Below are 14,121 nucleotides of genomic sequence, written 5' to 3'. Positions count from 1 at the left end.
TGGTTGTAGCTTGTGTTGCCCTAATTATTATGCGTCTTGGACATTGGACGAATCTGCAAAAAACCATTAACCGTGGTACTTATGATTCGATGTTGCCGATTTTTAACACCGCATCAGAAGTAGGTTATGGTGCCGTTATCGCCTCATTGGCAGGCTTTCTTCTCATTCGTGACAGCATCTTAAACCTAACGCCCGGCAACCCTTTGATCTCAGAAGCGGTCGCTATGACCACGCTAGCTGGTATTACAGGTTCGTCGTCTGGTGGTTTGAGTATCGCCCTATCGACCTTGGGTGAAGATTATCTAAGAATGGCAGTAGCTGCGGGTATTGATCCAGAACTGATGCACCGAGTGGCGGTGATGGCAGCAGGTGGTTTGGATACCTTGCCGCACAGTGGCGCGGTCATTACTTTGCTTGCGATTTGTGGTCTAACGCATAAACAGTCATACCTGAACTTAGCAATGGTCACTATGATTATTCCACTGCTTGCCGTAGTTGTGGTCATCACCTTAGGCACACTGTTTGGTTCATTCTAATTGGATTGAATCAGTGAAATATTTAATGGATTCAATTTAGAAACGAGCCAGCGCTACTGTTTTAAAGCGCTCATAAAAAACCCGCTACGCAAAAGTTTGGCGGGTTTTTTATGAGCGCTTTATAAGGATTTACTATGTTTGACCTTTACCATAAATATCAATGAATAAATTGCACTTATTATAACGCGCTACTGGTATGAATTTTTCTTGCTTGCTGTGCCTACGCAGACAGAGGCTGCGAATAATTAATACCAGTAGCGCTGTACTCATCTAAAAGTGAATCAACTATAGCGCTGATTGCCGTATTAATTGATAAGGAATATCACAAATTTAGCCGAATTACGGTATCATAGGCACACTTTTTCAATTTCTATTGATAATCAATCCGTTTATATAAAAATATAGGTGATTTTGTGCGTGAGATTCTAGTAACCAGTGCCCTGCCCTACGCCAATGGCGACATCCACTTGGGGCATCTTGTAGAATATATCCAAACTGACATTTGGGTGCGGTCGATGAAGGCCCAAGGTCATAAGGTGACTTATGTCTGCGCTGATGATGCTCATGGTACTGCCATCATGCTCAAAGCTGAAGACAATGACATCACGCCAGAGCAGCAAATCGCTAATGTACAAGCCGCGCATGAAGCGGATTTTGCTAAATTTTTGATTGATTTTGATAACTACCACTCAACTCACTCTGCCGAAAATAAAGCCTGCTCTGAGCTGATTTATCGTCGCCTAAGAGATGCAGGTCATATCTCTACTCGTGATGTTGAGCAGTTATTTGACCCTGAAAAACAGCTATTTTTAGCGGATCGTTTTGTTAAAGGTACCTGTCCTGAATGCGCCGCACCAGAACAATATGGTGATAACTGTGAAGTCTGCGGTACCACTTATGATGCGACAGAACTCAAAGATCCTTACTCTACATTATCAAATGCGACGCCTATTCTAAAAACCTCAAAGCATTATTTCTTTGATTTACCAGAGTTTGAGCAGTTTTTAAAAGATTGGACGCGCAGTGACAATCGCTTGCAAGTTTCAGTTGCCAATAAGCTGCAAGAATGGTTTGATGCCGGTTTGACCAGTTGGGATATCTCCCGCGATGCCCCCTACTTTGGCTTTCAAATCCCTGATACCCCAAGCGATGAGCCAGACAAATATTTTTATGTATGGTTAGACGCGCCTGTCGGCTACATGGCAAGCTTTAAAAACTTGTGTGAGAAACGTGCTGGTACAGATGAAGCGCTTGATTTTGACCATTACTGGATGCAAGAAAACGAACACAAAACTGAGGTTTATCATTTCATCGGTAAGGACATCGTTTACTTCCACGCGCTATTTTGGCCGGCAATGCTTGCTGGTAGCGAATTCCGTACACCGACTGGTGTTTTTGCCCATGGCTTTTTGATGGTCAATGGCGAAAAAATGAGTAAGTCACGCGGCACCTTTATTAAAGCGGATACTTATGCCCAATATCTGCATCCTGAATATCTGCGCTATTATTTTGCCAGTAAACTGTCTGATAAAGTCGAAGATATCAACCTAGATTTAGAAGACTTTATGCAAAAGGTCAACTCAGACCTCGTCGGTAAAGTAGTCAATATCGCCAGTCGCAGCGCAGGATTCTTGGTTAAAAAATATGACGGTATGCTATCAGAGACTTGCGTCGAATCAGAGTTATTAGAAGACATCACTAAAACTGGCGATGAGATTGCTGCCGCTTATGAAAACCGCGAGTTTTCTCGTGCGATGCGCCTAATCATGCAGTGCGCAGATAAAGCCAATGAATATATCGATGACAAAAAACCTTGGTCACTTGCCAAGCAAGAAGGCACTGAACAAGAAGTTCAAGACGTCTGCTCAGTGGCAATAAATATCTTCCGTCAATTGATGGTATATCTAGCGCCTGTTTTGCCTGAGTTGACTGCCAATGCTAAAGAATTCTTAAACATCGATAGTTTAAGCTTTGCTAGTCGCAATGAGTGGCTGCTTGGACATCAAATCAATAAGTTCAAACCTTTGATGCAACGTATTGAGGAAAAAGACATTGCAGCGATGGTTGAGGATTCTAAAGCCTCATTGGGCGTAACCGCGACACCAACTGCTACTCAAGACGCAAAACCAGCGGCTAAAAGTAAGCCGCCAGCAGCGAAAGATGTCGATGCAAGTGCAGAACAAGCAGACTATATCGGTATTGAAGACTTTGCCAAGGTTGAAATGAAAGTCGCTCACGTTATCGCTTGTAATCATGTTGAAGGCGCAGATAAATTGCTACAGTTCACCTTAGATGTCGGTGAAGCACAACCTCGCAACGTCTTTAGTGGAATTCGCAAATTTTATGAGCCTGAGCAATTGCTAGATAAAAAGGTCATTTGCGTGACCAATCTTGCCCCGCGTAAGATGAAATTTGGCATATCAGAAGGCATGATTCTGTCTTCAGGCGATCCAAAAACCCAGTTAACGGTGGTTACTTTACCGGACAACTGCGTGATTGGAGATTTGCTTGCCTAAAAACGTTAAACTAATTAAGTAATAATGAAAGAACAAAGCAAAAAAAACGGTCTATTTCGACCGTTTTTATGTTAAAAAGAATAGAAAGTAAGCTTGCTGTTTATCTATTCAAAATATCAATAATCTGCAACGTGTCATTAATCACCGTCACAATTTTATTTTCTGGTGTACGAATACGAACGTAGCGGTCATCATAACGGTCTAAAACTACCGAACGATCATAAACATCTCTATCAATATTGCCGACTACTCTGTAATCGTATTTATCAAGACCACGCTTAAATGAGGCATTAGAGTTAGCATGGTGATAAGCGTTAATGTTAGGCTGGGCTTTGCTGCTATCACCATTTTTAAATTTATATTTTTCCGACTGGTGCCGCTTGAGCTGTACTTGTGCATTCTTATCTTTACCGACATATGCAGATTTGCCCTTGCCATGATCATTACCATGACCTTCTTTTGCCATAGCAGGTAAGCAAATCAATGAGGTAGCTGTAATGCCAGCGATGGTTAATAACTTAAGATTAGCAATGTTCATAATGTTATCCTTAAAATATTCATTTGAAAAAGATTAAGTAGATGTTAGAGTCTGTTGAACATTCACCAATGTCAGCATAATAGTAATGTGAATTTTGGACTCACTATAATTCTCGTCTAAAAATTAGCTTACGTTAATTATGAAGTTAGTTCGTAATAGATGAGTTGCTAGCTTGTAAGCTTTTTAATTATAATGTTATCGAATAAAAAGATGTCCTAAGAGGTATCTTTTTTATAATTACATCTTTAAGATCAGGCATTACAACAATCGTTAGTGTATTTTCCAGTCACGCCTATGACGAACCCGCTTTAATTTCTTATTGCCATAAGTTACATTACTGTCATAATATGGATGTAATGATCAATGGATTGATTACTTCGATGTTAGCCCGTTATCTCAGCATTCACATAACATTGACTCGGGTAACCTGCAATTTCTAACCTACGAGCCACTATAAAATGACCTTTGCTACTACTTTACGCTTTAGCCTATTTGGTGCTGCTATGAGCGCTGCGCTTGGATTAGCAGCCTGCTCTAAGCCTGCAGATACTGCAACGACCACCGATGACAGTGCCACTACTGCTCAAAAACCTGCCAAAACCTTGGCAATTACTCAAATCGTTGAGCATCCCTCATTGGATGATATGCGTCGCGGTATTATTGATGAGTTGGCGGATAATGGTTATGTCGAAGGTCAAAATCTAACGGTTAATTTTCAAAGTGCGCAAGGAAATACGGCGACCGCAGGACAAATTGCTAAGCAATTCGTCGGCGACAATCCTGATGCCATCGTTGCCATCTCAACCCCATCGGCACAATCTATCGTTTCTGCAACCACGACCATACCAATTATATATACTGCCGTCTCAGACCCACTTGGTGCCAAACTTATCACAGCAGATGGCAAACCCTTTCAAAGCAATTTGACCGGACTGTCAAGCCAGTTGCCATTAGAGCCGCAGCTAGATTTGCTCCAAAAGATTAAGCCAGACCTTAAAACCATTGGCTATGTTTATAGTCCTGGTGAAGCCAACTCTGTATCACTACGTGAGGAGCTAAAAAAAGCACTACCGGCACGTGGCTTATCATTATTGGATATTCCAGCCAACCGTCCAACTGATATCGGCATGGCAACGCGTAGCCTACAGGGGCGCGCAGATATTATTTATACTTCATTTGACAATAATGTTGCCTCAGCATTTGAGGCCATGGCACAAGCTGCCAATGAGCTAAAACTGCCTATTGTTGCCTCTGATGAATTCAGTGTCCAACGCGGCGCAACTGCAGCACTTGGTGTCAATGATTATGACTTTGGTCGTACGACAGGTAAGATGGTCTATCGCATCTTAAATGGCGAGGCGGTCAATACCGTTAAGCCTGAAGTGATGAACGAATTGACGCTCTATGTCAGCCCTAAACATGCTAAAAAGCAAGGTGTAGTGCTGTCAGATGAGCTGCTAAAAAATGCTATTAATGTCGATGAAAAAGCAAAAACTGCTAGCAAATAATCGCTGGTAGATAAGAATGAATACGCAGTAGATAGCTTATAATTTATAACAAACACTGTTTATAACCGCAGTACGCAAGACCCTTTATTTATCTTTTATATAATGTACGGACACATTATTGTTTTCAGGAGTAAGACCCATGTTGTATCAGAATCGTTTTGCCAAAGCTCTTTTATGGGGCGGTGTTTGTACCGCTATTTTGACTGGTTGTAATCAGCCTGCTAAAGAAGGTACCGCGACTGATGGTACTGCGGGCGCTGATACCACAACGGAAATGAAAACGGTTGCTATCACTGCTATCGTTGAGCATCCAGCGCTTGATGCTGTACGTAAAGGGGTGATCGATGAGCTAAACGATGCTGGCTTTAAAGATGGCGAAAACCTGAAAGTTAACTTCCAAAGTGCCCAAGGCAATACCGCTACTGCCGGTCAGATTGCTAAGCAATTCGTCGCCGACAACTCAGATGTTATCATTGCTATTGGTACCCCATCTGCACAGTCAGTAGCTGCTGCAACCAGTAGTATTCCGTTAGTGTTTTCAGCAGTTACTGATCCAGTTGAAGCCAAACTGGTATCAAAGCTTGATGGTTCTGGCACCAACGTCACTGGTGGTTCTGATGCGCTTCCTTATGAGCCACAAATCGAATTGATGCGCCAAATTATTCCTAGTCTCAAAAACGTCGGCTACGTCTATAGCCCAGGTGAAGTTAACTCTACGATTATCCTAAAAAATCTAAAAGAAAAACTGACGCCACTTGGCATCAAAGTACATGAAGCCCCTGCTCAGCGTAGTACTGATATTGCGATGGCAGCACGCAGCCTAGAAGGTAAGGTCGATATGATCTATACCTCAACGGACAATAACGTTGTTTCAGCTTACGAGTCACTATACCAAGTCGCTAAAGAAAGTAAGATTCCACTAATTGCATCTGATACCAGCTCAGTTGAGCGCGGTGCCATTGCAGCATTAGGCGTCAACTACTATGATCTTGGTCGTGAAACTGGCAAAATCGTCGTACGCATTTTAAATGGTGAAAAAGCAGGCGCAATTCCCGTATATACGCCAAAAGTTCTTGACTTATATGTCAGCCCAAAACATGCTAAAGAGCAAGGCATCACCTTACCGCAAGCCGTTATTGATAAAGCAAAAGAAGTGGTAGAATAACTGTCTTCTACATAATCAGTATAAAATAAACGGTAGACGATAATGTTGATTGCGCAAGCCATCATTATCGTCTACATTAGCCTTACCTTGCTATTTATTGGTACAAACAAAACCCAGCTATGTTTCAGTAGGCTGGGCTTGTTGTTTAAAGGCTTTCAATAAGCAAAGATTATGATCATTTATGACAGTGATCGGTTGCGCTTTACCCTAGCTGCAGATTATACAATCTGTTAAATTCACCGCCTAAGTGTTTGGCTTGTAGATGATGCTGCTGATATATGCCACTCGTCTCCAACTTATCGTTCGCCAAACACTTGGTTATGACTTACTGATCTCTTATGTCTTTAATTGCTTTTTTTGGTGCACTTGAAAGTGGTCTGATTTATGGCCTCGTGGCGCTTGGCGTCCTTATTTCATTTCGTACCCTCGACTTCCCTGATTTGACCGCTGACGGTAGTTTTCCATTAGGTGGTGCTGTCGCTGGTATCTCTATCATCGCTGGTGTCAATCCATGGCTTGCCTGCGCCTTTGGTATGCTAGCAGGGTCAATTGCCGGTATCGTCACTGCTTGGTTGCACGTTAAGCTTGGTATTTTGCAATTACTCGCCAGTATATTAGTGATGGTTGCACTCTATTCTATCAACCTACGTATTATGGGTGCGCCAAACTTGCCGCTGTTGGGTGAAACGACTGTCTTTAGTACCTTGGTCCATGATGGCAATGGCTATTGGATGCGCTGTCTGATCATTGGTATTGTCGTGCTATTGGCCATGTTATTTTTAAATTGGTTTTATAGTACCGAAGCCGGTCTATCTATGCGTGCAACAGGTTCTAACCTGCGTATGGCACAAGCGCAAGGCATCAATACCTCATGGATGACCATCATCGGTATGGCGATCTCTAACGGTTTAATTGCCTTAGCGGGCGCGCTATTTGTCCAAACCCAAGGGGGTGCTGATATCTCAATTGGTATCGGTACTATCGTTATTGGTTTGGCAGCGGTCATCATCGGTGAGACGATTATTCCCGCTAAGCGCATTTGGCTCATTACCTTTGCGGTGGTCGTCGGTGCAGTACTGTACAAGCTGTTTATTCAAGTGGCACTATCGAGCGATACACTACGTAGCATTGGCTTTGGTCCGCAAGATTTGAACTTGATTACGGCGCTACTCGTGGTATTGGCATTGGTATTGCCAAAAGCTAAAAATAAATTCTTAAGTCGTAAAGTTCGGGCTTAATGTCAATGTGCACCCATAAGGAATAATAATTATGATGCAAGCTACAGATTTGCGGTTGACCTTTAATCCTGGAACGCCCATTGAAAACCCTGCCCTACGTGGTATCGATCTGAATATCGCTGATGGTGAGTTTGTCACTGTCATCGGTACCAATGGTGCGGGTAAATCGACCTTTCTAAATGCGGTCAGTGGCACCACGCGTGTCGATAGCGGTTCAATCTTGTTAAATGGTATTGATGTCACCAAAAAGACCGCGCACCAGCGTGCTCATTGGGTGGCTCGTGTGTTTCAAGACCCAATGGCAGGAACTTGTGAGGCTCTGACCATCGAAGAAAATATGGCGCTGGCCTATAAGCGCGGTGGCAAACGTGGGCTCAAATTTGCTTTGAATCCCAATAACCGTGATTTATTTCGCGAAAAATTATCAGTATTAAAATTGGGGCTAGAAAATCGTTTGACTGACCGTATGGGTTTGTTATCTGGTGGTCAACGTCAAGCTGTTAGCCTATTGATGGCATCATTGCAACCTTCCAAAATTTTATTGCTTGATGAGCACACTGCTGCCCTCGACCCTAAGACTGCTGCCTTCGTTTTAGAATTAACTGATAAAATCGTGACTGATAATCAGCTTACTACCATGATGGTAACGCACTCGATGCAACAAGCGCTTGCTCATGGCACCAGAACCGTGATGCTACATCAGGGTCAAGTGGTATTAGATGTGGCTGGCGATAAACGTCAAGGCATGACTGTGCATGATTTACTCGATATGTTTGAGCAAACTCGTGGTGAAAAGGTTGATGATGACAGCTTGATCTTAAGCTAACGTCTAATTCCCATTTTTTTTAGTATAAATAAAAAAATGCCTGCTTAATAGTAGGCATTTTTTATGGGAGATGACGACAGTTAAGCATCGTAAATGCCGTCTTAAAATTCTATATTGAACCTCAAGCATCTAATATTACCAGCTTTTGAATCAATTCACTGATATGCTGCGCTTGCATCTTTTTCATCACTTGGGAGCGATGCACCTCAACCGTACGTATAGATACGTCCAAATGGTCAGCGATATTTTTATTCAGTTGGCCTTGCATCAGCTCATTGGCTACTTGCTTTTCTTTATCAGTTAATTGGGCATAGAGTGTACGGATATAGTAGAGCTTGGCACGTTTGAGAGTTAATGCTTGCGCACGCGTAAGCGCTTCTTCTAAGCGGCGACTATTGATGGGTTTTTCTAGATAATCTGCCGTACCGTTTTTGAGCATCGCGACTGCATCAGCAATTTCACCATTTCCTGTTAATGCTATCAATGCGATGGGGCTATCATGTTGATTGAGATGCACTTGTAGCGCTTGACCACTCATCTCTGGCATCATCAAATCACTTACTACGACTGCTGGGACATAAATATCTACTTGCTGCAAAAACGCTAAAGCACTGCCCCATATTTGAGTTGATAAGCCTAAGCTACTAATCAAAAAGGCGCATGAATGACGCACACTTTCTTCATCATCAATAATATGAATGACAAGCGGCTCATTTAAGTCGTTAGAAACAGACATACCCTACCTTATGACAAAAGAAGTTGGTAAATAAAATGACACTTGCGCGCCCTTTCTAGGCGTAAGTGGATAGCCACTAGCCGTTTGGTTTAGATGTCTCCTCAGATAAAGAGGCGGCTTTAAACGCTGCTGATAATGACGATTAAGGGCTTGAATATTAGCAAGCTCGTGCTCCACATCGACATTACCAATCGCCATTGTGCCATTAAGCGATTTACATAAGCGCTGGCATATCATCAGGCCAAGACCCAAGCCTTCTGACTTTGTCGATTGAAAGAAAGATGGCTGGTTTGAGCAAAAATGTGGCGTATCTTTTGTCTTATGGTGCAACAGCTGAGCCTCATCGAAACCACCTGCATCATCAGTAATGTGCAGTACCAGCTGATCGCATCCTTGATGCTGCTCTGTCTCACAGCGTAGCATGATGGTTGTCGCCCCCTGCTGCTGAGCATTAAGCATGCTATTAATCAGCAATTGATCTAAAAATAAGCTTGGTAATTGCAGTTGCTGATAGTCACTTGCCAACCAAAAACCCATCCCTGTGGCTCTCTCACCCAGCAGCAATATACAATGCTCATAAGTGGCAACAATATCGACGCTTACCTCATTTGGCTGTGAACGCCCTGCCCAATGCCTGATGTTTTTAATGACAGCGGCGACACGTTCCGTCTCTTTTACGATTTGTTCCAAAGCATTCTCGACATTTTTTTTCTCTATGACCGTTGTGGCTACTATATTATTTTGGCTACGAATTAACAGTCCTTGGGCATAGTTCTGAATGGTGGTAAGTGGCTGATTGATTTCATGGGCAATCGCGCCACTCATCTCACCAATGACCGCAAAACGTTCAGACTGCCGTAATTGCTGGTCATAATCACGAATAAGACGGTTTTGAGCAAGGATTTGTTGCCGGCGAAGCCATGCCAACCAACTCATCCAGCCATAGTTAATCGTTGATATTAATATAATAAAGATGATGATACTCATCCACCATCGATGTGATTTTATCCAATCAACGATATGGGTGCTCAACTGTTTCTGGGCAGGATGTTGCTGCATCTCATACAATATACGCTCAGCATCAGTGTTTGATTCAGGTGTTAGCCAGCGCAGCGCTGCGGCACTATGATTGATACGACCATCAGTATAAGCACTGTTATTGGCATTACTATCAGCATTGGTCTTGTCACGACTACTTTTCTGTCCTCCGGTAAATAAATACTGATTAATCTGCTCAGTTAACGCTATTGGCGCTTGACTGGTTGCCGCCAATGTCCAATTGGGATAAATCTTGGTCGAAGCGCGACAATTGGAATCCGTTGCGACTGGGTTGAGCAGACGATATTGCGACTGATTAATCTTACCTTGGGCGGCCATCTCTTCCATCAGGCATAATGGCGCGATCGCCGCATCTACTGCACCACTCGCCAGCGTACTTAGCGTCAGTTCAATAGGATAGCCGATAAACTGGGTTTCATAATCGCTAGGCTGCACGCCATTTTGTTGTAATAAATGGGCGACCAATAAATAACCACCAAAGGCATCGCTATCAACGGCGACTATTTTACGTTCCTTCAAGTCTCGCAATTGCTGAATATTGCTATCCACTTTGACCCACAAAGCACTGGCAATCTGCTCCATCGCCCTAGGTTCATTGATGACGTCATCAGCTGTAGCTTCCTTGCTTAGTGCCAGCTCGTTTTGCAGTTGCTTATATAGCTTGTATTGCTCATCAGTTTTAAAGTCCGCTTGTTTAACATCAGAGATTTTAAATTCATTTGAGTTTGCCGTTTGGGTATTCGCTTGCAAGGTCGCAAGCCAGCGCCATCCCATCGTATCCATTTTAATGAACTGTACTTGCGGACCTAGCACAAAGGCAAACTGCTGCGCTGCTATTTGTTCCTGCCAATTCTCAAGCGCTAGGGGCACTAGCACGACGGTGTCATCTGATAGCTGAGTATTAAGAGTATCAAGCCACGGCTGCCATCGCTGCTGAGCGACCGCCTCTCCTTGCGGCGCAAGCACACCCAAATAATAGGTTTGCGCATTTGCCTTGCTAATTGTTAATAGCACTAGTATGGCAATCACTAAGGCAAAAATAAGCGCCTTTAGTAAAGCACTCATTATTAGCTGATTTTTATACCACCGAAGTTGCATCAACAATAAAACCCTTAAAATTAATGTGGTTTTCCACAATATCACTATGTTTCGCTCCATCCTATACTGTATAGCAAGATTGTATCTTTTAATTAGCAACTCTTAAGTCAGCAATCTCTTATCGGAAGCGCTAATAATAAGATCAGTAACTATTTCATTAAGGAGGGCGTGCTTATGAAAAAGTGGCCATTAATTATACTTATTACCGCCGTCGTCGGACTGGCGATTGCATTTATTATTGCGCAACTATTACCGAATATGCGTACGACTAACAGTGACCTTGAGGTTAATATTACTGACCCTGCCTTAATCGAGCAAGGTGCCTATGTTGCACGTACTGCTGACTGTGTCGCTTGTCATACGACCCTCAACGGTGAAACCTATGCCGGTGGTCTACCTATGCTGACCCCGCTTGGTGCGATTTATTCAACCAATATCACACCAGACAAAGAAACAGGTATTGGTAATTATACTTTTAACGACTTCAAAAATGCGGTCAAGCACGGCGTCCGTAGTGACAATAGCGCACTATATCCTGCTATGCCCTATCCGTCTTATCAAATCATGCCTGACGATGACATAGCGGCCATGTATGCTTTCTTTATGTCAGATGTCAAAGCGGTGAATGAGCCTAATATAAAAAGCGAGCTACCACCGATTGCAAACTGGCGCTGGCCGCTGGCTTATTGGCAAGTATTGTTTGATCGTAAGCGCAACTTTGTCCCTGAGACTGATGACGCAGTTTTAGCACGTGGTCAATACCTCATTGAAGGTCCTGGACATTGTGGCTCTTGTCATACTGGACGTGGTATTGGATTCCAAGAAATCGCCTTAACCAATGCAGATTCTGAAGAATATTTAAGCGGTGCTATTATCGATGGCTGGCGCGCAAAAAGTATCCGTGGCGAGTATCGCGGTCTAGGTAATTGGACAATCTCTGAGCTCAATAATTTCTTTAAAACCGGTCGTACCGATACGACTGCCGCCTTTGGCGCGATGGCTGAAGTGGTCGAACACAGCACCCAATATATGACAGATGCTGACTTGAATGCCATGTCATCGTACCTAAAAACACTGACGCCTGCACCTAATAAAGAAGTGACGCTGCCAGTGAAAAAAGACGTCACGACGCAAAAACTATTGGACGGTAATTATGACTCACGTGGCGCGCTATTATATGTAGAGTACTGCACCGTGTGTCATCGCGCTGATGGTAAAGGGGTTCCGCGCATCTTCCCAGCACTCGATGGCAATAGTGCAGTTTATGCTCGTGAAGCTGACTCTGTGCTACAAATCACTCTAGGTGGTGGTCGTATGCCTGAGACACCACATGACCGTATGGCTTTTACCATGCCTGAGTTTAGCAATCTAGCCGATGCTGATATCGCAGAATTGGTCAACTATGTGCGTAACAGCTGGACCAACCAAGCACCCGAAATCACAGTCAGCGATGTGGTGAAAATGCGGGCATTCCTTGCCAAAAAACCAAAAACAGGCACTGATATTGCTCCAGACTTGAGTCTAGATGCTGCAGTAAAAGGAGAAAAATAATGCAAAATCACACACACAACGTGTTCAATGTTGCAGGCATGGCCTCTCACAGATTCTCTAGAGCAGTGCTTACCGCAGCAGTGGCTGCTATTAGCATGCTTGGCTGCTCCCAACCTGAACCTATCAAGCAAAACGCGCCCGAATACGGTTTGGTCACTACTGATGATGCTAATGAAGACATCGGAACTTATGTGTTGCCACAAGATACATCTATTGCAGATGAACCCAATGCTGAACAAATCATTTATGGCAAACGCTTATTGAATGAAACTAAACGCCTGCTACCAGACAATGTTGGCGCCAGCATGAACTGTAACAGCTGCCATATCGCCCAAGGTAAAATCCCCCTTGGCGACCCGTATATCAACAGTCATAACTTCTACCCTCGCGTAATGCCGAGAGCTGGTAAAGAAGTGGATTTGACCATGCGTATCAATGGCTGCTTCCAGCGCTCTATGAATGGCAAGCCATTGAAGCCTGAGTCAGATGAGATGCTCGCGATGTTAGCCTATATGAAATGGCTATCGCAAAACACACCCAAAAATCAAAAAGTGAATATCGATAATGCCGGTAAAGTAGACGAGTCGCTAATACCTGACCCTGTACAAGGTGAAAAAATCTACCATGCTCAGTGTGCGACCTGTCACGGTGACAATGGCGAAGGCATCAAAGACAGTCGCGGCGATATCGTCTTTCCACCGCTATGGGGTGATGAATCCTTTAATATTGGTGCTGGTATGGCACGTACTTACAAGGCTGCCGCCTTTGTGAAATACAATATGCCCATGGGCATTCAAACGAAAGGCTTATGGGGCCATGGTAACGTCTTAAGCGATCAAGACGCCATCGATGTCGCAGAATTCTTTACCCATCAACCACGTCCTGATTTTGCTAAGAAAGATGGTGATTGGCCGACAGTGCCAAAACCGAAAGATGCACGCTATTGAACATTGCCATATGAGGCAACTGGCTGTAGCTAACTCACTTTAAAAAAACCTCGAACGCATAATCTGCTTGAACTGACCCCCATAAGTTGTGTCCAACTTATGGGGGTCGGTTCACTTCTTGAACGATGAGGAGGTTTTTTAATCAGGGTTTGATAAATTCTTAATAACTGTCTTTTGATTTAACCACTGTTTTATAAATATGTAGTCATCTATTAAACAGTGGTTAAATTAGCCCCATAGCGCGTAATATTGCTGCGCCAATTGCCATACCAAACATACCAACTACTGTAGTAAATGCCAAAATATTGGCTGCTAAAATATCATTACCACCCATCGCTTTTGCCATCACATAGCTTGCTGCTGCCGTTGGTGAGGCAACCATCAAAAACAGTACGCCCATATG

At 43.4% G+C, this 14,121-nt stretch carries 10 protein-coding genes and 2 pseudogenes; 8 read left to right on the top strand and 4 right to left on the bottom strand.

The annotated features are described in order from the left end of the window. Both VLN09_RS05140 and metG read left to right on the top strand, forming a co-directional pair. Positions 1-536 (top strand): annotated as a pseudogene (locus tag VLN09_RS05140) (GntP family permease); the annotation flags it as partial. 413 nt (positions 537-949) lie between these two features. Next, positions 950-3,052: a methionine--tRNA ligase gene (metG, locus tag VLN09_RS05135; RefSeq protein WP_325244323.1), complete on the top strand. Its 2,103-nt coding sequence runs from the start codon at positions 950-952 to the stop codon at positions 3,050-3,052. Positions 3,053-3,152: 100 nt separating this feature from the next. Here metG and VLN09_RS05130 read toward each other — a convergent pair whose 3' ends face one another. Beyond that, positions 3,153-3,590, bottom strand: a complete 438-nt coding sequence (locus VLN09_RS05130; RefSeq protein WP_325244321.1) for a hypothetical protein — start codon at positions 3,588-3,590, stop codon at positions 3,153-3,155. A gap of 458 nt (positions 3,591-4,048) precedes the next feature. Here VLN09_RS05130 and VLN09_RS05125 point away from each other — a divergent pair, with 458 nt between their 5' ends. From VLN09_RS05125 to VLN09_RS05110, 4 genes are all read left to right on the top strand, one after another. Beyond that, the gene (locus VLN09_RS05125; RefSeq protein WP_325244319.1) at positions 4,049-5,098 is read left to right on the top strand and encodes an ABC transporter substrate-binding protein; all 1,050 of its coding nucleotides are present in this window, start codon (positions 4,049-4,051) and stop codon (positions 5,096-5,098) included. Positions 5,099-5,237: 139 nt separating this feature from the next. Beyond that, a complete protein-coding gene (locus VLN09_RS05120) occupies positions 5,238-6,263 on the top strand; it encodes an ABC transporter substrate-binding protein (RefSeq protein ID WP_325244317.1) in 1,026 nt (341 codons plus the stop codon). 338 nt (positions 6,264-6,601) lie between these two features. Continuing rightward, complete coding sequence (locus VLN09_RS05115) at positions 6,602-7,501, top strand: ABC transporter permease (protein ID WP_325244315.1); 900 nt, start codon at positions 6,602-6,604, stop codon at positions 7,499-7,501. 31 nt (positions 7,502-7,532) lie between these two features. Beyond that, positions 7,533-8,327 carry an ABC transporter ATP-binding protein gene (locus VLN09_RS05110; protein ID WP_325244313.1) on the top strand — a complete coding sequence of 265 codons (795 nt, stop codon included), beginning with the start codon at positions 7,533-7,535 and terminating at the stop codon, positions 8,325-8,327. 121 nt (positions 8,328-8,448) lie between these two features. On the opposite strand, the gene VLN09_RS05105 is transcribed toward VLN09_RS05110, so the two are convergent. Beyond that, a complete protein-coding gene (locus tag VLN09_RS05105) occupies positions 8,449-9,063 on the bottom strand; it encodes a response regulator transcription factor (RefSeq protein ID WP_325244311.1) in 615 nt (204 codons plus the stop codon). Between the two features lie 3 nt (positions 9,064-9,066). After that, complete coding sequence (locus VLN09_RS05100; RefSeq protein ID WP_325244309.1) at positions 9,067-11,187, bottom strand: sensor histidine kinase; 2,121 nt, start codon at positions 11,185-11,187, stop codon at positions 9,067-9,069. A 207-nt stretch (positions 11,188-11,394) separates the two neighbouring features. On the opposite strand from VLN09_RS05100, the gene VLN09_RS05095 reads away from it, so the two are divergent. Both VLN09_RS05095 and VLN09_RS05090 read left to right on the top strand, forming a co-directional pair. Then, positions 11,395-12,771, top strand: a complete 1,377-nt coding sequence (locus VLN09_RS05095) for a cytochrome c (protein WP_325244307.1) — start codon at positions 11,395-11,397, stop codon at positions 12,769-12,771. Then, entirely contained in the window at positions 12,771-13,718 is a 948-nt protein-coding gene (locus VLN09_RS05090; protein WP_325244305.1) for a c-type cytochrome, read from the top strand. Before VLN09_RS05095 ends, VLN09_RS05090 begins: the two co-directional genes overlap by 1 nt. Positions 13,719-13,941: 223 nt before the next feature. Here VLN09_RS05090 and VLN09_RS05085 read toward each other — a convergent pair. After that, positions 13,942-14,121 (bottom strand): annotated as a pseudogene (locus VLN09_RS05085) (AEC family transporter); the annotation flags it as partial.

The sequence above is a fragment of the Psychrobacter sp. genome (assembly GCF_035469765.1).
Taxonomy (GTDB): Bacteria; Pseudomonadota; Gammaproteobacteria; order Pseudomonadales; family Moraxellaceae; genus Psychrobacter.
The sequence above is the reverse complement of the archived record's forward strand: the minus strand, read 5'-3'. Positions and strand labels throughout refer to the sequence as shown.